The organism is Campylobacter concisus, from assembly GCF_002165785.1.
Classification (GTDB): domain Bacteria; phylum Campylobacterota; class Campylobacteria; order Campylobacterales; family Campylobacteraceae; genus Campylobacter_A; species Campylobacter_A concisus_W.
On the sequence record NZ_NDYO01000001.1, the window covers coordinates 209072 to 235887 of the forward strand.

22 protein-coding genes are annotated in these 26816 nt (G+C 37.5%); 5 read left to right on the forward strand and 17 right to left on the reverse strand.

Going from position 1 to position 26816, the window contains the following annotated elements:
• Positions 1–210: 210 nt before the first annotated feature.
• From guaA to B9N62_RS10425, 3 genes are all read right to left on the reverse strand, one after another.
• Positions 211–1743, reverse strand: coding sequence for a glutamine-hydrolyzing GMP synthase (gene guaA / locus B9N62_RS01065; protein ID WP_087583988.1), 1533 nt, complete (start codon positions 1741–1743; stop codon positions 211–213).
• A gap of 10 nt (positions 1744–1753) precedes the next feature.
• The gene (gene nhaD, locus B9N62_RS01070) at positions 1754–3142 is read right to left on the reverse strand and encodes a sodium:proton antiporter NhaD (protein ID WP_087583989.1); all 1389 of its coding nucleotides are present in this window, start codon (positions 3140–3142) and stop codon (positions 1754–1756) included.
• A 113-nt stretch (positions 3143–3255) separates the two neighbouring features.
• Positions 3256–3423 carry a hypothetical protein gene (locus B9N62_RS10425; protein WP_180371745.1) on the reverse strand — a complete coding sequence of 56 codons (168 nt, stop codon included), beginning with the start codon at positions 3421–3423 and terminating at the stop codon, positions 3256–3258.
• A gap of 30 nt (positions 3424–3453) precedes the next feature.
• On the opposite strand from B9N62_RS10425, the gene B9N62_RS01075 reads away from it, so the two are divergent.
• Genes B9N62_RS01075 through B9N62_RS01090 form a run of 4 tightly spaced genes read left to right on the forward strand, consistent with a single transcriptional unit; the run spans position 3454 to position 9326 of the window.
• Positions 3454–3903 (forward strand): hypothetical protein, encoded by a 450-nt coding sequence (locus B9N62_RS01075; RefSeq protein ID WP_087584040.1) that lies wholly within the window; start codon positions 3454–3456, stop codon positions 3901–3903.
• Positions 3897–5714 (forward strand): excinuclease ABC subunit UvrC, encoded by a 1818-nt coding sequence (uvrC, locus tag B9N62_RS01080; RefSeq protein WP_087583990.1) that lies wholly within the window; start codon positions 3897–3899, stop codon positions 5712–5714. Before B9N62_RS01075 ends, uvrC begins: the two co-directional genes overlap by 7 nt.
• Positions 5711–6466 carry a hypothetical protein gene (locus tag B9N62_RS01085; protein ID WP_087583991.1) on the forward strand — a complete coding sequence of 252 codons (756 nt, stop codon included), beginning with the start codon at positions 5711–5713 and terminating at the stop codon, positions 6464–6466. Before uvrC ends, B9N62_RS01085 begins: the two co-directional genes overlap by 4 nt.
• Positions 6456–9326, forward strand: coding sequence for a response regulator (locus B9N62_RS01090; RefSeq protein ID WP_087583992.1), 2871 nt, complete (start codon positions 6456–6458; stop codon positions 9324–9326). The genes B9N62_RS01085 and B9N62_RS01090 overlap by 11 nt, the downstream gene beginning before the upstream one ends.
• Here B9N62_RS01090 and B9N62_RS01095 read toward each other — a convergent pair.
• Positions 9323–10594, reverse strand: a complete 1272-nt coding sequence (locus B9N62_RS01095; RefSeq protein ID WP_087583993.1) for an anthranilate synthase component I family protein — start codon at positions 10592–10594, stop codon at positions 9323–9325. The two genes, B9N62_RS01090 and B9N62_RS01095, sit on opposite strands and share 4 nt — an antisense overlap.
• 154 nt (positions 10595–10748) lie before the next feature.
• Here B9N62_RS01095 and B9N62_RS01100 point away from each other — a divergent pair, with 154 nt between their 5' ends.
• Positions 10749–11489 carry a sulfite exporter TauE/SafE family protein gene (locus B9N62_RS01100; RefSeq protein WP_087583994.1) on the forward strand — a complete coding sequence of 247 codons (741 nt, stop codon included), beginning with the start codon at positions 10749–10751 and terminating at the stop codon, positions 11487–11489.
• A 30-nt stretch (positions 11490–11519) separates the two neighbouring features.
• Here B9N62_RS01100 and B9N62_RS01105 read toward each other — a convergent pair whose 3' ends face one another.
• From B9N62_RS01105 to lysA, 13 genes are all read right to left on the reverse strand, one after another.
• Complete coding sequence (locus B9N62_RS01105; protein WP_087583995.1) at positions 11520–12980, reverse strand: class I SAM-dependent methyltransferase; 1461 nt, start codon at positions 12978–12980, stop codon at positions 11520–11522.
• Positions 12980–14059: a phosphoserine transaminase gene (gene serC / locus B9N62_RS01110; protein ID WP_087583996.1), complete on the reverse strand. Its 1080-nt coding sequence runs from the start codon at positions 14057–14059 to the stop codon at positions 12980–12982. The genes B9N62_RS01105 and serC overlap by 1 nt, the downstream gene beginning before the upstream one ends.
• A 2-nt stretch (positions 14060–14061) precedes the next feature.
• Entirely contained in the window at positions 14062–15228 is a 1167-nt protein-coding gene (gene xseA / locus B9N62_RS01115) for an exodeoxyribonuclease VII large subunit (RefSeq protein ID WP_087583997.1), read from the reverse strand.
• Positions 15221–15943 (reverse strand): bifunctional demethylmenaquinone methyltransferase/2-methoxy-6-polyprenyl-1,4-benzoquinol methylase UbiE, encoded by a 723-nt coding sequence (ubiE, locus tag B9N62_RS01120; protein WP_054197018.1) that lies wholly within the window; start codon positions 15941–15943, stop codon positions 15221–15223. Before ubiE ends, xseA begins: the two co-directional genes overlap by 8 nt.
• 12 nt (positions 15944–15955) lie before the next feature.
• Positions 15956–17362, reverse strand: a complete 1407-nt coding sequence (locus B9N62_RS01125; RefSeq protein WP_257640155.1) for a CYTH and CHAD domain-containing protein — start codon at positions 17360–17362, stop codon at positions 15956–15958.
• A gap of 139 nt (positions 17363–17501) precedes the next feature.
• On the reverse strand, positions 17502–17912 hold the full coding sequence (locus B9N62_RS01130; RefSeq protein ID WP_054197019.1) for a Fur family transcriptional regulator: 411 nt from the start codon (positions 17910–17912) through the stop codon (positions 17502–17504).
• 72 nt (positions 17913–17984) lie between these two features.
• Positions 17985–19811 carry a 1-deoxy-D-xylulose-5-phosphate synthase gene (dxs, locus tag B9N62_RS01135; protein ID WP_087583998.1) on the reverse strand — a complete coding sequence of 609 codons (1827 nt, stop codon included), beginning with the start codon at positions 19809–19811 and terminating at the stop codon, positions 17985–17987.
• Complete coding sequence (fliH, locus tag B9N62_RS01140) at positions 19804–20667, reverse strand: flagellar assembly protein FliH (RefSeq protein ID WP_087583999.1); 864 nt, start codon at positions 20665–20667, stop codon at positions 19804–19806. Before fliH ends, dxs begins: the two co-directional genes overlap by 8 nt.
• The gene (gene fliG / locus B9N62_RS01145) at positions 20664–21695 is read right to left on the reverse strand and encodes a flagellar motor switch protein FliG (protein WP_021091747.1); all 1032 of its coding nucleotides are present in this window, start codon (positions 21693–21695) and stop codon (positions 20664–20666) included. The genes fliH and fliG overlap by 4 nt, the downstream gene beginning before the upstream one ends.
• Positions 21695–23392 (reverse strand): flagellar basal-body MS-ring/collar protein FliF, encoded by a 1698-nt coding sequence (gene fliF / locus B9N62_RS01150; RefSeq protein WP_087584000.1) that lies wholly within the window; start codon positions 23390–23392, stop codon positions 21695–21697. The genes fliG and fliF overlap by 1 nt, the downstream gene beginning before the upstream one ends.
• Before the next feature lie 4 nt (positions 23393–23396).
• Positions 23397–24494 carry a histidinol-phosphate transaminase gene (hisC, locus tag B9N62_RS01155; protein WP_087584001.1) on the reverse strand — a complete coding sequence of 366 codons (1098 nt, stop codon included), beginning with the start codon at positions 24492–24494 and terminating at the stop codon, positions 23397–23399.
• Positions 24494–25573 carry a prephenate dehydratase gene (pheA, locus tag B9N62_RS01160; RefSeq protein ID WP_084042224.1) on the reverse strand — a complete coding sequence of 360 codons (1080 nt, stop codon included), beginning with the start codon at positions 25571–25573 and terminating at the stop codon, positions 24494–24496. The genes hisC and pheA overlap by 1 nt, the downstream gene beginning before the upstream one ends.
• Positions 25557–26780, reverse strand: a complete 1224-nt coding sequence (lysA, locus tag B9N62_RS01165) for a diaminopimelate decarboxylase (protein ID WP_087584002.1) — start codon at positions 26778–26780, stop codon at positions 25557–25559. Before lysA ends, pheA begins: the two co-directional genes overlap by 17 nt.
• Positions 26781–26816: the final 36 nt, after the last annotated feature.

Below are 26816 nucleotides of genomic sequence, written 5' to 3' on the forward strand. Positions count from 1 at the left end.
AAATTTACTAACCACTGTTCCCACAAAAGCCTACCACCAAAATAATGGAAGGCTTTCTAAACAATTTATCTAAATTCAATAACTCCCTTTTAAACCTACTTTTTCTCATTTTTAGTATCAAAATAGTATCACTAAGGAGCTTTTTGCTTCTGTAAAACTGTTGTAATATTGTATTTTCAACGGTTTTACAGCAAAAATATTTTTTTTACTCTATTCCCACTCGATAGTTGCAGGTGGCTTGCTCGAGATGTCGTAAACTACGCGGTTGATGCCATTTACCTCGTTTATAATGCGGCGGCTTACGTTTTCTAGCAGATCGTACGGCAGGCGTGAGAAGCTAGCAGTCATGCCATCGCTCGCATCAACCACGCGCACGCAAACAGCGTTTTCATAGGTGCGGTTATCACCCATTACGCCGACTGAATTTACGTTTAAAAGTACGCAGAATGCCTGCCAAGTTTTGTTGTACCAGCCAGTGCTCTTTAGCTCATCTCGCAAGATCACGTCAGCTTTGCGAAGTAGTTCTAGACTTGGTTTATTCACCTCGCCCATTATGCGGATAGCAAGGCCCGGCCCTGGGAAAGGATGGCGGAAGACTAGATCGCGGCTTAGTCCAAGCTCAAGGCCTAGTTTTCTAACCTCATCTTTAAAAATTTCTCTTAGTGGCTCTATTAGCTCAAATGTCATCCAATCAGGTAAACCGCCAACATTGTGGTGGCTCTTTATCGTCTTGCTTGAGCCAACTACGGAGCTTTCGATGATATCAGTATAAAGAGTGCCTTGAGCTAAAAATTTCACGTCACCATGCTTTTTAGCCTCTTGCTCAAAAATTTCTATAAATGTCTCGCCTATAATCTTGCGTTTTTTCTCAGGATCAACCACACCAGCCAAGCGTCCAAGAAAAGTCTCGCTCGCATCTATGCTAACTAGCTCAACACCAAGCTTTGTTCTAAATGTAGCTTCAACTTGCTCTCTTTCGTTTGTTCTAAGAAGTCCGTTATCAACAAAGACAAGGATCAAATTTTCAGGTACAGCGGCCGCTAAAAGTGCCGCGGTTACAGAGCTATCCACGCCGCCACTAACTGCACAAAGTACCTTATGAGTGCCTACTGTTTTTCTTATCTCTTCTATCTTATTTTTAGCGAAGCTTCCCATGTTCCACGTGCTCTCGCAGCCGCAGATATATTTAGCGAAATTCTTTAAAATTTGCGTACCGTATTCGCTGTGTTGTACCTCTGCGTGAAACTGGATCGCATAAAATTTACGTTTATCATCGCCAAAAGCACAATAAGGCGAATTTTCACTAACTGCGATCGCCTCAAAGCCCTCTGGCAAGTCTTTTACATAGTCACTGTGACTCATCCATACGATTTGTTTTGAAGGTGTACCTTGAAAAAGTTTGTGCTCTTTTATGACATTAAGCTCGGCCTTGCCGTACTCTTTTTGATCAGCCGCTAAAACCTCAGCACCATGCGTGTGAGCAAGTAGCTGCATGCCGTAGCAAACGCCAAGGATTGGGATATTTAGCTCAAAAACACCCTTATCACAAAAGTAGGCATCTTTAGCATAAACACTAGCTGGGCCACCACTTAAAATGATACCTTTTGGCTCTTTTGCTTTTATCTCGCTAAGCTTTGCATTAAATGGCAAAATTTCAGTGTAGACGCCCTCTTCTCTTAGCCTTCTAGCTATTAGCTGAGTGTACTGCGAACCAAAATCCAAAACTATAATCGTATTGTTCATTTATAACCTTTTAAAAATAGAGATGAAAAATTTCAAACTGCACATACCAAACAATGATTGATACGATATATCCTAAAACCACCATCCAAGAGTATTTCATATGTGCACCAAAGGTATAAATTCCTTTTAATTTACCCATTACTCCAACGCCAGCTGCTGAACCAAAGCTGATCATCGAACCGCCGATACCAGCAGTTAGTGTCACTAATAGCCACTGACTCATTGCCTCGCCTGCATCAGCTCCCATTGCTGGATTTGCTTTTAAAACAGCCGACATAACTGGAACGTTATCAACGATCGCTGAAAGGAAACCAACTCCGATATTTACAGCTGTTGAGCCAAATTTATCATAAAGTGATACAGCGTAATTTAAAAATCCAGCAAAATGAAGAGCGCCAACTGCAGCTAAAATTCCGAAGAAGAAAAATAGTGTGTTGTTTTCGATCTTTGACATATAGTGAAATACATGCATTGGCTCTTCATTTTTGTGAGCTTTTTTGAAATAGTAAGTATAAAGGCTAAGTAGCGAGAAGCCAAACATCATGCCCCACATCGCTGGTAAGTGAAAAAGCTGGTGCATCATAACTGCACAAAAGATAGTAAATGCGCCTATAAAAATAACCGCTTTACCGCCTTTTTTCATAACCACTTTTGGCTCGTTTGCCACATCAAAATGTGGTGCAGTACTTGGCACCACGCGAGAAAGTAAAAATGCCGTTACAAACCAACCTATGATAGATGCTGGGAAAAGTGCAAAAAAGTCGACAAATGGTGCTTTTCCAGCAGCCCAAGCCATAAGCGTAGTGATATCGCCAAATGGACTCCATGCTCCACCTGCATTTGCTGCAACGACGATATTTATCGCGCCAGCCACTAGGAAATTTGTATTATTTCTATCTATTGTTAGAAGAACAGTTGAAAGAATAAGCGCTGTTGTTAGGTTATCAGCCACTGGGCTTATGAAAAATGCCAAAACACCAGTTAGCCAAAATAGTTTTCTATAAGTATAGCCTTTTGATACGAGATTATATTTAAGTGCGTTAAATACGTCTCTTTCTATAAGCGCTTCGATAAACGTCATCGCCACCATCAAGAAAAATACGATCTGAGCGATCTCTAAAATCAGGTGATTTACCTCATGTTCAAGCGAATGCACATCCATGCCATTTATAAGCATATAAACACCGATAAGTAGGAACATAAACGTACCAATAAAAATAGCAGGTTTTGCTTTGTCGATATGGAAATTTTCTTCTGCTGCTATGAAAAAATATCCAACAACAAAAATTATAAGCGATAAAATTCCTGCCCATGTAGTAGTTAAGTCAACAGCCATGGTTTCTCCATTAGCACCAAAAGCCATCGCGGAAAACAAGCCTAGAAGTCCAAAAAACCTCATTATACTCTCCTTGTAAAATAAAAATCTTGGTATGTTACTTAAATGAGCCTAAAAATTAGGTTAGTAAAAATTATTAAGCTTATATTACATTTTTATTTAGCTACAAAAATTTACTAAATTTTATTTATCTTGTCAGTTTTCTTCTCTTTTACTGGAGCATCTCCGTAAAATGGATCATCCTTGTAGCCACAGCCACTAAATGCAAAAAGAGTAAAAATTAAAATAAAAGATGATAAGATAAGCCCATGAAAAACGCTAAATTTTTGATAAATACTATTCACGAAAATCCTTTGTATAAAGAAAAATTAAGCATGGCAAATGAGTGCCAACAGCTTTTAGAGCTTATGGGGAAAGCAAAACGATTTTATATAGCTTTTTGCTACGTTAGAGAAGGTGTTTTGACCTTTGTTCTTACTCATCCCACTGGGCTTTTAGAGCTTAGGCGTGATAGTAGTATAAATGATATAAAAAGGTTATTAAAAACCTTTTGCAAATTTAATAAAAATAGCGTTTTTAATAGCATTCTTACTCCAAAACCTCTTAACGAAATCAACTATACAAAAAATAAGAAAGAAGAAAATATAAGATTTGTCGTGAGCAAATTTTTAAAATTTTTTAATCAAAAAGAGCAAAGTACCATCTTTTATGCGCCAGCTAGTAAAGGCGAGTTTAAAAATTTAGCAAAAGACGAGCAAATACACCAAAAATTTGAAGAGCTAAGAGAAATTTTGCTCAAGAAAAATGAGCAGGCAAGATGCTAATAGACGAGATAAGAACACTTCCAAACGAGCCTGGCGTATATCAATATTTTGACGCACAAAATAGGCTCTTATACGTTGGTAAGGCCAAAATTTTAAAAAATAGGGTCAAAAGCTACTTTAAATTTACCCCAAGCCTAGCTCCAGCTGAAAAACTAAGCCCTAGAATTTCAAAGATGATAAGCGAGGCGGTGCATCTTGAATACATCGTCACGCCAAGCGAAGCAGACGCTCTAATACTTGAAAATTCTTTCATCAAGCAGCTTAAGCCAAAATACAACATCTTGCTTCGTGACGACAAGACCTACCCTTACATTTTTATAAATTTAAATGATGATTTTCCAAGATTTGAGATCACTAGAAAGGTGGTAAAAGGCTCAAATATCCGCTATTTTGGACCATATTTTAGTGGAGCTAGCGAGCTACTTGAGGCACTTTATCTAAATTTCAACCTAGTTCAGAAAAAGTCCTGCATCAAAGGCAAAAAAGCTTGCCTTTTTTATCAGCTAAAACGCTGCTATGCTCCGTGTGAAGGCAAAATTTCAAAAGAAAACTACGCTAAGATCGTAAACGAGGCTATCGCGGCCTTACAAAATCCAAATTTGTTAATCGCTCGCCTTGAAGAGCTTATGCTAAACTACGCCAAGGCCGAAGACTACGAGCAAGCAGCCGCGACTAGAGATAAGATGCAAACGCTTAAAAATATGCAAACAAAGGTTGAAGTTGATCTAGCTAAGCTTGAGGACTTTGAGGCATACTCGGTCGCTTGCGTGCACGATATGATCTGTGCGGTGAGATTTAGCGTGCAAAGTGGCAAGATAACTGGAGTAAAAACTGACATCGCGCAGGCTAAAAATGCTCAAAAAGATGAGATAAACGAGGCTTATAAGCAGGCCATTTTAAAAAGCTTCATAGCTGGACAGCCGATAATTAGCACCAAAATTTTTGTGCATGAGAGCTTTGAAGATAGCGAGCTGGTGGAGGAAATTTTAAACGAGAGATTTGGACGTAAATTTAATATCACATGCCCAAAAATAGGCGATAAGCGAAAAATTTGTGAGATCGCTACAAAAAACGCTGAAGTTAGCATCGAAAAATATCTAAAAACGCACGATAATGAGCTACTAAACGAGATAAAAGAGTACTTTGACCTAGCCCACACGCCTTACGTGATCGAGGCTTACGACAACTCGCATCTTTTTGGCGAGGCAAGTGTCGGAGCGATGGTGCGCTATGAACACGGCGAGTGGGCGAAGCAAAACTACCGCCACATGCATCTAAGCTCTAAAAACGACTACGATCAGATGAAAGAGAGTTTGACTGCTAGAGCACTTAGGTTTGACAAGCTTAGCCCGCCTGATCTTTGGGTTATTGACGGTGGCGAGGTACTTTTAAATTTAGCCTGTGAAATTTTAGCAAGCAGTGGCGCAAACGTCGATGTGATAGCCATTTCAAAAGAGAAGATCGATGCCAAAGCTCACCGTGCAAAAGGTGAGGCAAAGGATAAAATTTACACAAAAAATGGTAGCTTTAGTCTAAGTACAAGCGATAAAAAGCTTCAGTTTTTCCAAAAAATGCGTGATGAGAGCCATAGATTTGTCATCAGCTTTCACAGAAAAACAAGGCAGAAAAATGATATGCAAAGATCAATTCTAAAGCAAGCTGGCGTTTCTGAGGGAAGTATCGCGAAATTAATCAGCTTTTACGGAAGTTTTGATAAAATCAGCGAAGCAAATTTAGAAGAAGTGGCAAAAATAACAAATAAAAGCGTAGCAGAAAAGCTTGCAGTACTCAAAGAAGGAAATTTGAAGTGATAATATATGATGAAAATTTAAAAATATCTGCAATAACGCAAGATTCACTTGAGCTATTGGGTTTTGATAGTTTGGATGACTTTTTGTTGCAATACAAAGATATAAGCGAGCTAGTCATAACAAGCCAAGAAAGTACAAACTACAGCTTCTTGGAATTTTTACAAAATACGAAAGATAATAGCGCTAGAGTAAATTTAAAAAGAAAAGATGGCGGTGCGATCTTACTAGAAGCGAGACTGCAAAATGCTATTTTAAAAAATGGTGAAAAATTTTTTATCGTGCTTTTAGAGAAGCAGGACATAATAAACAACCAAAACCTAATAGCAGCAGTAAAAGTAAAACCTACATTAAGACTGCCTGTTTTTAAACTAAACGCATGGTATCTTTTTGACACACAGACACAATCACTTATTGATGATTCCTGGTTTGAAACATCGCTTAAAATACTAAATTTAAATAAAAAAGATTTTGCATCCTATTTAAATATATTTTTGCACAACGCAAGAGAAATTCTTATCCAGATCCAATCAGCCATAATCGCAAAAGACGAAATAATGCTCAAAAAATACGTAGATGAGATAAGGGAAGCTGCATTAAATTTAAAGCTTAATAACCTTGCAAATGAGCTTAACGCTTTTTTAGATAACAATCAAAATGGAAAAATGAAAGAGATGTCTCTTTTTACCAAAAGACTAATTGAGATAGAAAATATCGTCAAAAAATATAGCAAAAAGAGTATCCATGAAAAATAATAAATTTTATATATTGTTAGCGCCAATAATAATTTCAGCGATCTTTTGTGCATATAGCGGAAATGAAAGCTATAAAAAATTTACAGATCTAAAAGATCTAAATGAAAAACTATATAAACAATCCTTAGTATTTCAAACTATAAAATCCGTGATACAAGAGCACGATACGCTAATAGGCAAAAGCCAAGAAGATATAAAAAAGTTGCGAGATACTACCTTAAAAAATACACAGAAATTTATAAATTCTATAAGAAAAGACGATCGCACTGAGATACGAAATATAAATAAATTAAAAGAATTGCTAGCAAATCTAAACCAAAATGATAAATTTGATGAACTATTTTACGAATTTTTCCAAAATATAAATGGAGAAATAGATAGCGATTTTAAACAAGATTTAGACCGAGACTTTCCGCTTATAATAAAAGCTTATGCCGCAACTTTAAGTAAAATTTACAATCAACTCTCTTTAGCAAACAATACTAAATACTACGTAAAAAATATCTTTATAAATGGCCCTTTATTTTCAATAAACAATAATGTGAGAGAAAATGTATATTCCGTAAAGGACAATACGCCAAATCTTGATATGCTTCCAAAAAGTGAGCTAAAAGAGAATATTTACAAAGACTTTAACCAGTTTGAAGCCAACTATCAAGCCAGAAAAATAAGAGAAACTAAAGCCAAGATCGCATTTTCTGAAAAGCTAAATATCGAAGATATCATCTTAATCAAACAGTATGAAGATGATAAATTTATACTTTTATTAGATAGTGCCATAAACATAAAAAATGAGCTGTTAGAACTTACTAAGAGCGAGAAAATAAGCTTTGGCATAAAGACCTTTTTTGAGTTTTTGCTTTGTGGCTTGCTCATTTTATCTTTGCTTGGTATTTCTGCTAGGTTGAAATTTTTAAAGACACTTATCGATAAGTCAAAATACATATCAAACTATATCCTATCATCAAAAGAGACAAGTGCGGATAATGCGATATCAAAGCTCATAAAAACTTATGAAGATCTAAAAGAAACCTATGTAAAAGATAGCAGCTTTTTTCAGATAAAAGATAGATATATTTTATCAGTGAGCAAGAAGCTAGAGTCCATTAATAAAGAAATTTTTACATCGACTGCGGCTTTAAAAATAGAAACAAATAATAGCAAAAAGCAAGTATTTATAGACACGATAGAAAAAAATGCAAATATCATGACCTCGCTTTATAACAATGCTAAAAATATCTCAAATGTTAAAAAATATAGCGAATGCAATAAAACCGAGATATTTGATCCTCAAAAAAGCTTTGAAGAAATTTTGCAAGCAAATATTGTCTATTCGCAAAGCAAAAAGATAAATTTTATAAGCTACCTTGATCCAAGCCTTACAAATGAACTAGAAGGAAATCTAAATTCATTAAAAACCGCATTTAACTCTATCTTTTTGGCATCACTATCAATGTCTTTAAGACATCAAAACATTATCATCACTATCAAAAAAGTTCAAAAAGAGTTTGATAGAAGCGGACTTTGTTCTGTAAGCTTTAGCATAAAAAATAGCTCAGCTGCCATGAGTGAAAAGCAAATTTCAAATATATTTTCAGATGATGAGAATAGCTTAAATAATGATGAGAGCGAGTTTTATCTAAAAATCGCTCAAATTTATTTAAAAAATTTAGAAAGCAAACTGGAGATTAACTCGTTTCCAAGTATTGGCAATGAGTTTAAATTTGTAGTCATTTTTAAAACAACATCAAACTATAAAGACTTTGATATAAAATGCAATCATAAATTAGCATTCTTGCAAGACGTAAATATCGCTTACAACGAAGCTTTTGAGCAGACCACAAAAGACCTTGGGCTCAAAGTAGATATACTAACAAGCACTAGTCCATCTATTACAAAAAATTATGATGCTATATTTTTAAGAAACACCAATAAGCAAGGCCAAGATATTAAAAATCCGCTCATTTTAAAAGATCCGCTAACTCCATTAAGTATCACAAGGCTACTTTGCTTAGGCGAAGCTGATATTATGAATAAAAATTTAAACGATAAACCAAAAATTTTAATCTGCGATACTAACGAAATTTACATAGATATAACAGCAAGTGGCTTTAGTAAATTTAACTGCGAAGTTGTTGGAGTTTGCAATAAAAAAGATCTAAAACAAGCCATAAAGCAAGGCGATTTTGACCTTATATTTGTTGGCTCAAAATTTTTCGAAGCTGAAAAAAATAGCCTTCAAAAAAATCTTGATCTTATAAAAACAGCCATACAAAATGCGAAAATTCCAATTATACTAATGCTTTCAAATACTTCAAATATAGATGGAGACAGCGTCAAAGAATACTTCAATGCCTATATAAAAACGCCAATAAATAGCGACGAACTGGCTCAAATTTTTAGAAAATTTTTGCCAAATTTTGGCGAGATTGCAATAGACGAAAGCTATCTAGCAAAAAGCGAAAATATTATTTTATTTAAGAAATCACCAATGGAAAATAAAATATTTAGCTCAGCTTTAGGGGAATTTTACAACACACTTGAAACCACAAATAGCTTTGATGAGCTATTAACAAAGATAAAAACCAAAACTTACGGTATCGTTCTTATAGATGAAAACGTAAAAGGCTTCAACTACGAAGAGCTAACAAGAGTTGTTGATAAGATAAGACAAAGCCAAAAGGTTGATACAAGAGTGCTGATATTTGGCGCACAAGAAAGAAGTGAATTTTCTTTTGTAAAAGTGCTAGCCAAAAATATCACAAAAGCAGAGCTTTCAGCTACCGTAAGAGAGCAAATCGATTCTATGGGCACTAGCTATGCTAAAAGCTCTTATGAATTTATTAAGTTTAACGCCTAAAACTCTTTTGCGTTATTTTTAAATACATTTAGCACGCTTGCTCGTTTATGGCAAATTTCAGCGTATTCTCTTTCGCTCTTTGAGTCATAAACTATACCAGCTCCAGCCCCCACAAATACATCACTAAATCCATTTTCACCTGGCACAAAGATGGCTGAGCGAATAAGAATAGCAACCTGAGCATCGCCATTAAAATGCAAAAATCCAATGCCACCGCCATAGATATTTCGCTCAGAAATTTCAAGCTCATTAATTATTTGCATAGCTCTTATTTTTGGGGCTCCGCTTAGCGTGCCAGCTGGAAAAATACTAGCTAAGACATCAAAAAGATCAAGCCCTTTGGCGCATTTGCCATAGACATCGCTTACGATGTGAATTACTTTTTCATATTTTTGGATATGCATCGCATTTCTTACAGCTACGCTTTTTGGTTCCGAAACCCTACCGATGTCATTTCTGGCAAGGTCGATTAGCATTTTATGTTCAGCCAGCTCCTTTTCGTCATTTAAAAGCTCGTTTTCAAGTGCCGCATCTGCATTTGCATCGCTTCCTCTAGGCCTTGTGCCTGCGATCGGAGCTACAAAAATTTGCTCACTTTTCATCTCAAAAACAAGCTCTGGTGAAGAGCCAACTACATCGCCATAAGGTGTAGGAAAATGAAACATATATGGGCTTGGATTTGTAAGTGAAAGCTTTTTATAAAAGTCTAGACTACTCATATTCGTTGAAATTTCAAGTAATTCACCAAGCACCACCTGAAAGACATCGCCACTTCTTATATACTCTTTTGCTAACTCAACCATATCCTCAAAGTGTTTCTTTTCTTTATTAAGATCAGTTTTTATACTAAATTTACTCTGCTCTTTACTTTTGCATTCAACTTTCGCATCAAGCAAAAAGTCATAATATTTATTCTTATCTCCATAAAATGTATAAATTTTACTCATCTTATCAAAGTGCAGATATGCCTTAGCATCAGCATATATAAATTTTGGAAATTCATATTTTTTGCTTTTCTCCTCACCGATATATTCAAAATATCTCACTCCACTGTAAGCAAAAACTCCAAAAAGCCCAGCAAACGGAGCTAAAGATTTATTACGATTTGTATCAAAATAACTTCTAAGCCCATAAAAATCCATATCCATTTCATCTATATAATCGCAATCAATGCCGATTATCGTCTGTGTCTTGTCTTCAGCTAAATAGCTATTTTTAAATTTTTCTCTAATCGCTTCATAATAAAAAAGTGGCTGTTCTAAAAGCATTTTTTCCCTTTTTAATTTTTGGGTGATTATAAAGAAAAATCGCTTTTAGTTTTTAAAATTTTTATCAAATTTCTAAATTTATGCCCAAATTTCACTTTTTTACTATTTTTTTAACACCGCTTGGCTAAAATTTGGCACTCGTAAAAGGAAATTTATGCTTTTTGTTGAACTTTTTATAATTGGTATCGGCGTTGGATACATCGCTGGCTTTTTTGGCATAGGTGGCGGCACGGTCGTCGTTCCTATCATGGTCGCCTTTGGATACGACGTGAAAACGGCCATTGGCATAAGCGTCATGCAAATGATCTTTAGTGCGACGTTTGGCTCGTATCTAAACTACAAAGCTGGGCTTTTAAAGCTAAACCGTGGCGTATTTTTGGGGCTTGGCGGTCTTGTGGGGGCAAGCTTTAGCGGTATCATCGTCTCTCACGCACCAGCACTCTTACTTGAGTCTATGCTTCTAGCGACCTTTATCTTTTCACTTATAAAGCTATACTTTTCGCCAAACAGCGACGGCTCAAATGCCAACAACTCGGTCTTTTTACTATTTTTAGTTGGTGTTTTTGTTGGTGTTTTTGCCATTAGCATTGGCATCGGCGGAGGCGTCTTTATAGCGCCTATCTTGGTAGGCTTTTTACATTACGAACTGAAAAAAGCGGTCTCAATGGGCGTATTTTTCGTTATGTTTGCAGCCATCGCTGGCTTCATCTCGCTCTCGCTAAATGGTCACATCTCATATCTTGAGGGCACATTTTTAGGCCTTGGCTCGCTAATAGGCGCATACTTTGGCACCAAAAAGACGCAAAATACCGACAAAAAAACACTTAAAAAATGGTTTTTACTATTTTATATATTGATGATCATCTTGATCTTAAAAGATATGTTTTTTGAGTAAGAGCATGGCTAAATTTGCCACGCTCTTTTTTTAAATTTCTTCAAAAAAGTAGGCTTCGCTTAATTTAAAAGCAAGCTTATCTAGTTCGTCTTTACTTAAATTTACGCTCTTTGCGATATCTTTTAAACTAGCTTTGCCATCAAATTTTAAGGCGATTTTGATCTCTTCATGGCTTAAGCTTAGCTTGCCATTTAGCTCATTTGCCAAAGAGATAACTGGTGAGCTAGTATTTAAAAAATACTCAAGATACGCCGCAGCTCTAGGCTTTAGTTTGGTTTTACCAGGCTCATATGTGAGTGCTTTGAGTTTTGAAGAAGAAATTTTAGTGTTTTGATCGTTTAAAATTTCAAGCAGTCCCACAAAAGCTTCGTTTGCATTCTCGCCAAGCGCCGTTTTTACTTCGCTTAAATTTAGGCTTTGTGGATAGCTTTTGCTTAAAATTTCTTGCGTTTTTGTCCTTGGCTGCTCGCTAAAATATGCAAAATAAATCTTATCAAGCTCACTCTCTCCAAGTACCGCATCAAAGTCCTCAGCACCGCCAAGCCTCTCCTTGTGAGCGATGAGGCTTTTTCTAAATGATCTATTAAATAAAAAATCGTTTAGTTGCTCTTTTTTGATGCGAGAGTTGTAATTTTGCTCGATATGTGCGTCAAAGCGATAAATTCCAGTTGAGCTTGCAAAGATGTCATTTAGCGAAGCATCTATAACGTAGCAAAGTCCGTGTTTGTCGATATGTTTAGCAAATTTATGAAAGTAGATTGGCTCGTTGCTAGCCTCTAAAAAGTCATGCAAGATATAATAATCATTACCCTTTGCGATGATGCCTTGTAAGAAATTTAGCTGTGTTAAAAGCAGCTTCATGCTATCTTTGTATACGACATCACTTTGGTTTTGCAGGCTAAATTTCAAATAATCCTGCAAAAAATTTAACTCCCTTTTTACGCGAGTAAGTGCTTCTTTACTGTCGTTACCTGAGCTTACAAAAAGCATAAAATCTCTTAAAATATCAAGGCTCTTCCAGCCAGGATAGGTATTATACGAAACATAAGCGATGCCATCCTTGCTAAGTAGTGCTTTAATCGTGGCAAGCAGCGCATCTCTTACATTTGGGCTCACCCAGCTATAAACGCCATGAGCAATAATATAGTCAAATTTCCCAAGCTCTTTTATATCACTTTCGTTCATGTGCAAAAAATTTCGCTCAAACAGAGTAAAATTTTCTAAACCTATCTGCTTTGCTACTTTGTTACCTTCAGCCACTTGATGGCTTGAGATGTCGATACCAACGACTTTTGCATTTTTATGTGAAATGGCAAATGGCAAGATGTTACCGCCATATGATGAGCCAAGCTCAAGCACTCTAGCCTCTTTTAAGCTAGCTGCTTTAAGCCCCAGAAATTTAGCAACCGCTTCTATCCTAACTGGCGAGCAGTCGCTAAATGCGGCCGAGAAATAAGGAATTTCGTCGTAAGCTTTTTTTGCCTTGTTCATCAGCCGTGCTTTCTAGCAAATTCTCTCATGAACTCGCCAAGTTTCTCAACGTCGCTTTGGCTAACGGCGTTATAGATAGAGGATCTTATGCCACCAAGATGTCTGTGGCCCTTTAGCCCTATCATGCCCTCTTTCAGCGCCTCCTCGACGAAAACTGGCTCAAGCGCATGATCTTTTGGTATCGTAAAGCTCACGTTCATATCTGACCTACTTGATTTTTTAGCGTGCCCCATGTAAAAGCCATTTGAGCTGTCTATAATGTCATAAAGCGTGTTTGCTTTTTTGGCATTTATCTTCTCAACCTCTGCAAGTCCGCCAAGATCAAGCAGGTGTTGCATGGTTAAATTTAAAAGATAAATTCCAAAGGTCGGCGGTGTGTTATAGAGTGAGTTTGCCTCTACGTGCGTTTTGTAGCGCAAAAACATAGGGACGTTTTGGCTGCTCACACGATCAACTAGGTCTTTTCTTAAAATGACGATAGTTACGCCACTTGGACCTGCATTTTTCTGAGCGCCACCGTAAAGCAAGCCGATACTGCTAAAATCAAGCGGTCTAGCGAAAAAATCACTCGAAGCATCAACAACAAGTGGAGATTTAGTCTTTGGCATAGCCTTATACTGCGTGCCATAAATCGTGTTGTTTGAGCAGATGTAGGCGTAGTCGGCATCGTCACTAAATTTTACATCAGGAATGTAAGAGAAATTTTCATCTTCGCTACTTGCGACGACATCTACGTTTACGCCAAGCACTTTTGCCTCTTTGATGGCTTTGTTTGTCCAAACGCCGGTGTTTGCGTACTGCGCCTTGCCGCCTTGATATAAATTCATTGGTATCATGCTAAATTGTAAGTGTGCGCCACCTTGCAAAAATAAAATTTCATACTCATCGCCGATTCCATAAAGCTTTCTTATCTTATCCATAGCACCAAAGTGGATCTCTTCAAAGGTCTTGCTTCTGTGGCTGATCTCCATGATCGAGTAGCCCTCGCCTCTGTAGTCGGTAAATTCAGCCTTTGCGTGCTCTAAAACATCTAGTGGTATCGCGCTTGGACCTGCGCTAAAGTTGATTTTTCTACTCATTTTTACTCCTTGATTATTGCTTTTTTATGTGTATTTTGCGAGATAAGCTCTATCTCATCGTCTATTTTTAAATCCCTAAGATCAACTCTCTTGCCATCTTTTCTAACCTCTATAAGCCCTTTTATACTCTCGAAAAAGAGCTCCCTCATCTCATAAGCCTTCTCTAGCGAGCCAAGTGCCGAGCCAAGGACTAAAATTTTTCTTTGTACAGCGTTTGTTAGGGCATTTTGCTTGTTTGTCACCTCGCTAAATTTTAGCTCGATCCTAGCTTTTAGAGCGTTTGACGAAAATTTAGAGAGGAGCAAATTTAATAAATTTTGCTTCTTTGTGATCTTTAAATTTAAAGCGCTATCAAGATCGTCGCTGAGCCTATCAAGATACTGCAAAAACGCCTCTTCATCAGGCAATAGATCAAGCATAGCTGCACTTGGCGTGAGCGACCTGCGATCAGCCACAAAGTCGCTTATAACGTAGTCGATCTCATGTCCGATAGCACTTATGACAGGCGTTTTGGTAGCGTAAATTTCACGTGCCAACCCCTCGTCATTAAAGCACCAAAGATCCTCTTTGCTACCGCCTCCGCGTGCCAACACTATCACATCAACACCGTATTTATCGGCCCTACGCAAAGCTTTTATGAGTGAGCTTGGAGCATTTTCGCCCTGAGTTAATGCGTCAAATATATAAATTTCACTTAGCCTCCAGCGGCTCGTAACGACTTTTAGCATATCCTGAAGTGCAGCTGAAGTAGCGCTTGTGACAAGGGCTATTTTTTTAGGTAAATTTGGTATCTCTTTTTTTGCGCCAATGTCAAAAAGGCCCTCGTTTTCGAGCTTTTCTTTAAGCTGTCTAAACGCGAGCTCAAGCTCGCCCTCACCATCAGGCAGTATGGCACTTGCCACTAGCTGATACGACCCACTTGGCGAATAGATGGTCACTTTGCCATAAATTTTGACCTTCAAGCCCTCTTTTGGCAAGAATTTGACCTTTTGGTTATTCATACGATACATCACAGCTGAGATGCTTGACTTTTCGTCCTTTAGCGTGAAGTACCAGTGCCCAGAGGCGTGCTTAGTAAGGCGCGAAATTTCTCCACTTACCTCGACATAGTCAAGTGTGGCTTCAAGTAGTGCCTTTGCTTTTTCGTTTAGCTCAGAAACACTAAGCATTGATTTCTCTTACCTTTTTAGCAATAAATAGTGTCGAGATATCCATGCTAAAGCCCTTGCAAAGATCTATCTCAAAGCCAGCTTCGGCTAGCTCGTCGCAAAAGCTCTTTGCGTCCAAGAAATTTTCGATCGAGCTTGGCAGATATTCGTATGCCTCTTTGTTTTTGGAGATAAAGCCGCCGATACTTGGCAAAATTTTACTTAGATAAAAATCTCTTAGCGAGGTCATAAGCCCCTTTTTCTGGCGTTTTGTAAATTCAAGTACGACTACGTAGCCATTTAGAGCAAGCACTCTGTTAAACTCTCTAAGCGCAGCCTTTCGCTCGACCACGTTTCTGATGCCATAGCTTATGCTTAGAATTTGAGCCTCTCCACTTGCAAGCGTCGTGTTGTCAGCGTAGGCCTCTATAAATTTAAAATTTGGAAATTTTGCCTTCGCCTCTTTTAGCATACCGCTTGATGGATCGATACCAGTAAGGCTTTTCACCTCAACGCCAAATTCTTTTGAAATTTCACTCCAAAGCCCCATCATATCGCCAGTACCGCAAGCTACATCTACAATATTTATGCTTTTATTTTTAAAAATTTCTAGCATATATCTGCAGGCAAATTTCCTCCAACTCACGTCCACACCAAGGCTTAACACTCTGTTTGCGACGTCATAAGTCGGAGCGATCTGGTTAAACATATCAACTATTTTTTCTTGTTTTTGCATAAATTTGCCCTTTTATATGTAGTAAATTTTTAAATTTCTTGAAATTTTGCGAGTTACTTTTATAAATTTAAGACGCTTTTTTAGTATCTCTTCTCTACTTTTATAAATTTGCTTGTAAATTTTACTCTCAAGCCTCTCTTTATCTGGCATTTCTGGAAGTCTTTTAAGGATACCGAGCCAGACGTCATAGTCTTGAAGATTGCCAAAAATTTCTTGCATCTGCTTTAGCTTCTCTTCATACTTTTTAAGCCCTTCAAAACAGAAAATTTCATATAAAAACTCATATGTGTATCTCATCTTTTTAAGCTCTATTCTAAGATCATGAAAGCTCTCATTTGGGCAGTCTTGATTAAGGCCTTTTAGCCTTTTTTGAGCTAAAACCAAAAGCGTTCTAAGCTTAAACGAACCAAGGCGCGAAAGGCTTACATCAAAGAGTTTTGACTTATAAAATTCACCCTCATTTAAAAATATCTCCCACTCTTTTAAAAATGCGTAGTTTTCTTCATCGCCAAGGTAGCTTTTTACATTTTCATACTCTAAATCTAGAGCCTTTTTCACAAAATATATAGGCTCATTTGCATGTTTTTGCTCGTTTAAAAAGCTCAAAAATACATCCAAATCTCGCTTTTTGTTTGTCGAGTTTGCAAGCATTTTAAAATTCTCACCAAAAAAAAGTGTCACTTTCTCATCAAAAACGCCACTAAAAATTTTAAGGATCGATCTAACCTTTCTTAAATTTACGCGAAGTTCATGCAAAACTTCTTCATCTTTGTCTATCAAATACTGGCTTTTTAGCCTTTTTATTACTTTAAAAATACTAACGAAAAGGACTCTTAGCGCCTCGCCGCTTTTTAGATTTGTAGCAAAATTTGGCAAAATTTCTTTTTCTTTTATGATCTTATAGGCTTTTTTGTAGTCAATTTGTTCATTTTCATTAGCATGGATGACAAGAAATTTGTTTTTATATCTTTTATCGCAAGTTACGTCACTTAGGCAAAAATTTTCTAAAAACGGTGGTAGCTTGAAAAAGACAGCTTCATTTTCATCACTAAATTCGATTTCAAATGTACAAAGCCCGTTTAATTCATTTTTAAAAATATCAATATTGCAAGGATTGTTATTTAGTTTAAAAATGTATCTATCTTTTAAGATGACGCTACCGATGCGGCTTTTAAGAGCCTTTTTAAACTCTGCTTTTTCGCAAAATTCTTCATTTTCTTCCCTGATTAGATCTTTGCCAATCTTTACAGTTTTTATAAATTTATCCTCTTCACTCCGGAAGCGGATCTCTTCATTTTGCGTTATCTTGGTATAAAACTGAGAAATTTCAAGATGTTTAAAGACTACTCCAGCTTCTTTTAAAAAATCTAGAATTTGAGAATTTTTGAGTAAAAATTTACGCTCTATCTCCAAACTCACATTTTTCTCCAAAATTTTTTGTTCATTTTAGCAAGTTAGTGCTTAAAACAATGAGAAAGATGCTAAATTTAGGCTTATTTTAAAAGTATTTTTATAAGAAAAAAGATGGAATTTATGCTGCTAAATAGCAACATAAATTTTATTTACAGTGTTTACAGCTTTTTACGCTAGCTACGATATTTAGACGTTCTATTATATTTCCGATCTTCTTTTCTAATGCCTCTTGGTATTTGCCAAGCTCAGCATCATCGTAGCTCACGTCCTCGACGCTTCCACAGCTTTCGCAAACTACATGGATATGTGGATATTCGTAGATGTCGTATCTAGCTTTTTGATTGACGATATTTACTTCGACTACGAGACCTTCGTCTTTTAAAGTATTTAAATTTTTATAAACCGTTGCTAGAGAAACCGATGGGCTCTCTTTTAAAATTTCATCATAAAGCTCATCAATCGTTGGATGCGTGTGGCGATCAAGAATTCTTAAAACGCTAAGGCGCTGTGGCGTGACTTTTAGCCCAGATTGCTTTAATAATGATACGTATTGCATAATGCTTTTCCTTGTTTTTATTTTGGCTTATGCTAGCAAAAATAATATTAAACGTTACTTTATTAAATGATATTAATTATTCTCTAGTAAATTTTTGGTAATCTGCTCGGCACTTATACCAAGGTACTTTTCAACCTCAGCAGTTGAACCATGGGGGATAAATTTATCTTCATACTCAAAGCTAATGACGCTTATATTTGAAATTTTATTTTCTTGTAAAAATGCACTTATTATTTCACCAATACCGCCCTTTTTGGCACTATCGCTAAAGATGTACCATTTTTTAGTGCGTTTTGCAAGATCCAGTAAAAGCTCACTATCAAGTGGCTTTGCAAAGACGAGATCAACCAATATCACATCAAGCTTGCCAGCAAGTAAATTTCTGACCAAATTTGCCTTACCAACGCCGTTGCCATAGCCTAAAAATACAATATCACTATTTGCATCAGCTAAAATTTCACCCTTGCCAAACTCAAGTGGTTGAGCTTCAAACTCATCTCTTAAGATAAACGCTCCGCGCGGATATCTAAATGCGCTAACACCCTTGTAAGAGTAGGCAAATTCCATAACATTTTTCATACTCTCTTCGCATCTTGGGGCAAAAAGAACCATATTTGGCACAGCATTTAAAAAGCTAATGTCAAACGCACCTTGATGCGTTTCACCGTCCTCGCCCACAATACCAGCCCTATCCATCGCAAAAGTGATGTTTAAATTTAAAATAGAAGCGTCATGAATGACTTGATCGTAGGCTCTTTGCATAAAAGTCGAGTATATCGCGACAAATGGCTTAAAGCCCTCTTTTGACATGGCTGACATTGAGGTAACTGCGTGCTGCTCAGCTATCGCTACGTCCCAAAAACGATCTGGAAACTCATGTATAAGTGCGTCCATACCAGTGCCTGTTGGCATCGCAGCCGTAACACCAACGATATCACTGTACTCTCTTGCCATCTTTAAAAGATGCTCGCTAAAGATCGCCGTGGCTGATTTGTTTGACTGTCTTTTGATAAATTCGCCACTTTTTAGATCAAATGGCCCAACTCCGTGCCAATTTTCATAGCACCCCTCAGCAAATTCATACCCTTTGCCCTTTAGCGTCTGCACGTGCACGATGACTGGTTTTTTCATACTTTTTGCCGTCTCAAATGTGCTAAGAAGCGCGCCTAAATCGTGTCCATCAACTGGCCCAATATACTCAAGCCCAAGTTCTTCAAAAAACATACCGGGAGTGATGAGCCTGATGCCCTCTTCGATACGCCTAGCCATATATGCAGCTGAATCTGGCATATAGCTTAGAAATTTCTCAACTCTGCCCTTAAATTTTTGATAAAACTGCCCTGCCATCATCTGGCTTAGATACTTACTAAGCGCACCAATAGGCTTACTAATACTCATCTCATTGTCGTTTAGAATGATAACGCAAGGGTATTTTCTATCGCCTAGCTCATTTAGCGCCTCGTACGCCATACCGCCACTTAGTGAGCCGTCACCTATGACAGCTACTGGCAAGCGCTCTTCATTTTTTAGCTTGATCGCCTTTGCAGCGCCAACCGCAAGTGAAATGGACGTCGAGCTATGGCCTGCTACAAAGTAGTCAAATTTACTCTCGCTAGGCTTTGTGTAGCCGCTGATGCCGTTAAATTTCCTAAGCGTATCAAAGCTATCCCAACGCCCAGTTAGTAGCTTGTGTGCGTAACTTTGGTGGCTCACATCAAATATAAACGGATCTTTTGTAACGTCAAAAATTTTATGCATCGCAACGATGATCTCGACTGCACCGATGTTTGAGCTAAGATGACCGCCATTTTTGCTAACGGTGGCTAAAATTTTATCCCTGATGTCATGACAAAGTGCGTTTAGTTCATCAACATCTAAACTTCTAACGTCTTTATTCATTATTTACCAGCATTTTTAGTTTTTCTAGCCTTGTTTGCATAGTTGCATCGATATTGCCACCATCACTTATAATAACCACACCGCCTTTGCTTATAGCATCATCAGCGCTTATCTTGACGTGTTCATTCTTGCTAAATTGCTCTTTTAGATACTCACTATCTTCAGGATTTACGCGAATTTCTATATTTTTAACATTACTTAGCTCTTTTATAAGCGAGCTTGCTAGATGATGAGCGATCTGATTTGAAGAGGTTGAAATTTCTTTATCGATTACTTCTTTTGCGATTTTTATAGCAGTTTGTCCAAGCTCTTCTTCGATCTTCTTTAAAAACTCATCAAATTTAACGTACTGCTCTTCAAGTTTTGCAGCTGAAGCGCTAAATCTAGCCTCAAACTCTTTTATCTTTGCCTCGTTTGAAGCGTTTGTTTGAGCGATGCCCTCGTTTTTACCATCCTCTTTTGCGCGAGAAATTTCAGCCTCAAGGCGTTTAGCAAATTCACTCTCTTGATTTTCTATTTGCATTTGAAGTTTAATGATGTTGCTACTTAGCTCGTCTGTTTTTTTAAGCAACTCTTCGACGAAGCTCGACTCGCCTGTTTGCTGTATTTGTAGACTTTGAGCCTGAGAAGCAAAGTGGTTTTGTGAGCTTGCTTGTGTTTGGTGGCTAGTTTGAGGAACAAAATTTTCACCCTTTTGCCCAAAATTTTGCTCGCTTAGCTCTTCACTAAGATTATTTTCTTCTATCAATACAGGAGCACTATCTGCGGCTCGCTCTCCAACTCCAAGCACCTTAAATCTGTAATTTTCTATAAAGTGAGCTGGAGAAGTCTCACTAGTTATTACGCTGCTTTTCATTCTATCATCTCATCTGCTTCGCCGACTTGGAATACACCTTGATCAGCTAGAGTTTGCACCGTCTCTACTATGCGTCTTTGAGCCTCTTCAACATCTTTTACACGCACCGCACCAAGATATTGCATCTCCTCTTTGAAGGCTTCTGCTGCACGCTGAGACATATTTGATAAAAATTTATCCTTTATGCCATCGCTTGATCCTTTAAATGCAACCATAAGGTCTTTTTTATCGACATTTTTAAGAATTTCTCTAATCGCAGTTGCATTAAGGTTGATAATATCTTCAAAGGTAAACATAAGCTCTTTAATCGTTGTTGCGAGCTTATCATCGCTTTGCTCAATACGCTCAATCGTGCTTTTGCTGGCTTTTTGTCCAAGCCTATTAAGCACTTCTGCCACAGCTCTTGGACCGCCAACTTCGACTTTATAAGATGTAAGACTTTCAAGCTTGCCTTCAAGTACGGTTGAAACACGCTTAATTACCGATGGGCTAATATCACCAAGATTTGCCATTCTAATGACAACTTCGCTTCTTAACTCATCTGAGAAAAAGCTAAGCGTTTCAGCAGCGCTCGTTGAGTCCATGTGAGCTAGTATTAGCGCTATGGTTTGAGGGTGCTCTTTTATGATAAAGTCTGCAAGCTGTTGTGGTTTTATCTTATCAAGATAGCCAAAGCTTTTTGAGTTTTCCATGCTTTTTGCAAGCTTGTCTAAAATTTTCTGAGCTGCCTCTGGACCAAATGTGCGGTATAAAATTTCCTTTGCATACTCCAAACCACCACTTCTCATATATTGATTTGACTGCATTAGCGCGTAAAATTCTTCTAGCACGGCACTTGCGACTTGCTTGTCTATATTTTTTGCAGTTGCGATATAGCCTGAAATTTCAGTGATGACATCAACATCCATGTGAGAAAATATAAGAGCAGTTGCCTCTTCTCCAAGCTGAATCAGCAAAATAGCAATCTTTTCAGGCATCGATAGATCATCATAAATCATTTTTTGCTTGTCATTTAGCTTTATTGACATCAAATTTCCTTACGCATATTAAAGTCGCTGTCATTTTTTACCATATCTTGAAGCAGCATTGCTATCTCTTCATTTCTCTCTGTGATGACCGCTCTCATTTTCTCAAGTAAAACATCGTATTTTAGTTCATCTTCATTAAACTCGCCACTAAGTCCTAGTTGCTCTTCGACCTTTTTGCGAGCAGCTTTAAATTTCTCAAGCGTATCTTCAGCATCTACCTCAATATCTTCAAGACCATCTTGAACGTGCTCCTCTTCTTCTTTTGTCTCTTCAAGCATCTTTTGCATAAATGGCACAATGACTTTTTTGTAGAAGATGTAGAGCAACAATGCTGCAAAAATATATTTTAGTAGCGGCATAAATGGCACTACATATTTATTCACAAAGCCATCCATCTTCTCGCTAGTGCTTATATCTTTACCGGTTTTAAACTCAAAGTTATCTAAGCTTACTTCATCGCCTCTATTTTGGTTATAGCCGATTGATTGCTTGATCAAATTTGTGATTGATTCTCTTTGCTCTTTAGAAAGTGGAGTAAATTCTACCTCACCAGTTGGCTTGCCGTCTTTATCTTTTTTGCTCTGATAAAGCCCATCTATAACGACAGCTGCGCTTACTCTGTTGATGCTAGCAAACTGCCCTTTTATATTTGTAACTTTCTTTGAAATTTCGTAGTTTGTCTGCTGTGAGCTTTTGTTGTACTGCTCTTTTAAAGTGCTATCATCAAGGCCTTGAACAGGGCCTATGTTGCTAACCGCGCCTGGTACGCCGCCCACTTCATTTGGAGATGATCCCTGGCGTTTTTCCTCAATGTTGCTCTCGCTTCTAACAACGTTATTTGGGTCGTAAACTTCGCTTTTTGTATCTTTTTTATCAAAGTCAAAGTCAATATTTACCTTCGCTACAACCTTATCAGCACCGCCTACTATCGGAGCCAGAACATTTACTATCTTTTGCTCATAGTTGTTTTCAAACTCGCGCTTATAGCGGATCTGCTGAGCTATAGCGTCACTATCAAACTCACCATCTTCGTCGCCAAGTGCGACACCGTCTTGATTTACTATTTTTACATTTTCGGTACTTAAGTTTGTAACAGAAGCCGCAACTAAATTTTTAATACCAAAAATTTGCTTTGCGTTTAGGCTAACGCCTGGCTTTAGCTCAACAACGATAGAAGCTGTTGGAAGTGCTTGACGCTCAGTAAAAACACTCTCTTTTGGTATGGCTATTCTTACAGTCGCTTTTTGGATAGAAGAAAGACTCTCGATAGTTCTAGCTAGCTCGCCCTCAAGCGCTCTTTGAAATTTTACTCTCTGCTCGGCATCAGTCGCACCAAATTCTTGCTTATCAAAAATTTCAAAGCCGATTTTGCTCTCTTTTGGTATTCCAAGAGTTGCAACAGCGATGCGCTCTTTATAAACATCACTCGTTGGCACAAGAATAGTGCCTTCGTTTGCTAATTTATATTTAATTCCATCTTTATTTAGCTGATCAAGTATTAAGGCAGAATCATTTGGACTAATGTTTTCAAAAAGGACGCTGTAGCCTGCAAAATTTTCATTTTTGCTTTTATAAAGTGTTAAAAATACCAAAAATGCCACTACCAAGACAATGGAGCTAGCCGCAACAATCTTTTGTTTTAATGAAAGCTTCTGGTAAATTTGACTTATTTGATGAAGTAATGCCTTAAAATCCATATTCCTACTTTAAAATCTGCTTTAATTCTTCAAAAACTCTATCATTTTGCCACCCAAGTCCAATAGTAATTCTTATTGCATTTAGGCCGTAGCTTTTTAGATCTCGCAAAATTATACCTTTTTTTAACATCTTTTCGCATATCTGGCTTGATTTTGGCTCGCTAAATTTAAATGTGATGAAATTTGTGTAGCTTGGGATAAATTCTATGCCATTTTGCTTTGCAAATTCTTCATATCTCTTCATCTGCTCGAAGTTATTTTGCATGGTTTGCTGCACAAACTCATCATCTCCAAGTGCTACTATCGCCGCTCTTAGGCTTGGAGTTGTGATGTTAAATGGAGCTCTTAGCTTTGAGAGAGCGCGTATGATCTCTTCATTTGCCACGCCGTATCCCACGCGCATACCACCAAGCGCATAAGCTTTAGAAAATGTTCCAAGATATATGGCATTTTTAAATTTTACCACCTCGCTTGGCCTTATCTCTTTTTTGCTATCTTTAAATTTAGCAAATTCATTGTAAGCACAATCAAGCACAATAAGCGTGTTTTCATCAACGCTTTTTATAAATTTAAAGACCTCATCTGTATCCAAACACTCGCCCAAAGGATTGTTTGGCAAGCAAAGAAAGATTACTGAAATTTCATCTTTATGTGCATTATAAATTTCTAAAAACTCGCTCAAATTATGCTCCACACTCTTTGTGCGGTAAATTTTAGCCCCAGTTTGTTTTGCATAAATTTCATACATCGCAAATGTCACGCCAGCCATCAAAACGCCACTTTGCTTATTTGCCTTTGCGTGGAGTGCATACTCTATGATCTGATCACTTCCAGAGCCGATGATCAAATTTTTGCTAGTTACGCCAAATTTCTTAGCCAACCCTTCTTTTAACTCAAAGTAGCTATCGTCTGGATAGAGATGCGCTTTTTTAGCGACCTCTTTTAGCGCCTCCTCTACGCGTTTGCTCGTGCCAAAAGGGTTTTCGTTACTAGCTAGTTTTATCACATCTTTTGCCTCGATGCCAAACTCTCTAACCACAAGCTCGATCGGCTTTCCAGCCTCGTAATTAACTAAATCATCTAAAAAATCATTAAACTTCATTACTCTTCTCCGTTTAAATAACTTCCTAACCAGCTTATCTCAGCACCGCTCTCTTTTGCTAATTCAAAGGCATTTTGTACCTTCTCATCGTCGATATGCCCTTCAAAATCAAGATAAAACATCGATTTAAACTCGCGTTGCTTAATAGGGCGTGACTCAAGTTTTGTGATATTGATATTTTCATTTTTAAAGATAGAAAGCAGATCAGCAAGACGTCCTGGACTGTGATCAGTCTTTGCTAGGATCGAAGTTTTTGAGTTTTCAACTCTTGCATTTTTAAAATCGCTTAAAATCAAAAATCTCGTTCTATTTGCCATATTGTCTTCAATCGTCTCATAAACGATCGGTACGTTATAAATTTTTGCTGCGATCTTTGAGCAAATGGCAGCTGAATTTCTATCCATTGATGCCATATATGCAGCTGCTGCGGTTGATTTTGCTGGAACAAATTCAATTTCATTTAGCATATGATCTTCTAGAAATTTACGGCATTGATTATACCCTTGCGGATGTGAATAAATTCGCTTTATCTCTTTTAAATTTTCATTTATGCTAACAAAGCTGTGATGGATATCCACATAAAGCTCAGCAACTATTTTTATATCACTAAATTTACTCAAACAATCAAGCGTAGCGCCAACAGCGCCTTCGGTATTATTTTCAATAGGCACAACGCCATATTTCGCCTCTTTTTGAGCTAGCTTTGTAAAAACCGCCTCGATGGTTGCAAGTGGCAAATATGAACTCATCGCACCAAATCTACTCTGAGCCGCCTGATGCGTGTAAGTGCCTTCAGGCCCTAGGTAGACGATCTTTTGAGGCATCTCTAAATTTCTACTTACAGCAAAAATTTCAAGATAAATGGCTTCAATAGCAGCTTTATTTAAAGCTTTGTCTTTGCTAAGACTAGTTAGTCGGTTTATGATGGCTCGCTCACGCTCAGGACGATATATAGGCGTCCCACTAGTTTGTTTTAGCTTGCCGATTTGCTCAACTAAAATCATCCTTTCATTTAGTTTATTTAAGATGAGATCATCGATTGCATCGATCTCTTTTCTAAGCTCATTTAGCTCTTGCATCAGCGCTCTCCAAAAATTCTCTCTCAAGTGCCACGACATCTTCAAAGCTCTCACGTCTTCTTATAAGCCTATCTTTGCCATCAAGCACGCAAACTTCAGCAGCTCTGTTTCTTGTGTTGTAGTTTGAGCTCATGCTAAAACCATAAGCTCCAGCACCTTTTACCACGATAATATCTCCGCTCTCACACTCTGGCAACTCTATATCTTTTGCCAAAAAATCACCGCTTTCACAAACTGGACCGACCACGTCACAAGTGCCTAAATTTTTATCCTTGCCACAAACAAAAATTTCATGATAAGCACCATAAAGACTTGGCCTAATAAGATCATTCATCGCACCATCAGTGATGACAAATCTCTTTTTGCCGTTAAATTTTTCATATAAAACGCTTGCAACAAAGTAGCCAGCATTACCCACAATAAAGCGTCCTGGCTCGCATACGATGGTCACATCTTGACCTTTTAGTGCGCCTAAAATTCCTTGTGCGTAGTCGTATAAATTTATCTCTTTTTCGTCGTTATAGATGATGCCAAGTCCGCCGCCAACGTCAAAGAATTTGATATCAATTTCAAGCGCTCTTAGCTCTCTTAAAAGCTCGCTAACAATATTTGCAGCATCGATTATCGGGCTAAGTGATGTTAGCTGCGAGCCGATATGAAAATGTATACCAGTTGGTTCAAGAGAGTCTGAAGCTTTAGCGTGGATGTACATTCTTTTGGCTGTTTCAGCATCAACGCCAAATTTATTTTCATTTAGCCCTGTTGAAATGTAAGGGTGAGTTTTTGCATCAACGCCTGGATTTACCCTGATACTAATTCTTGCCTTTAAGCCTAGATCTTTTGCGATCTCTTCAAGCCTTAAAAGTTCAGCAAAACTCTCAACATTTATGAGTAAAATTTCATTTTTTAAAGCCTCTTTTAGCTCATCATCGCTCTTACCAACACCACTAAAAATGATCTGATACCTCTTCGCGCCTGCTAAAAGAGCTCTTTTTACTTCGCCAATGCTAACACAATCAAATCCAGCTCCAAGATCAGCTAGAATTTTTAAAACACTTAGATTTGAGTTTGCTTTCACCGCATAGCAGATGAGAGATTTTCTAGCAAAAAATGCATTTTTTAGTGCTTCATAGCGGTTTTTTATGTGGTTAAAATCATAAATGTAAAGTGGAGTTTTGTATCTATTTGCAAGCTCTTTAAAATCCATAAAATAGCCTTTATTAAAATGGCTTGATTTTACAAA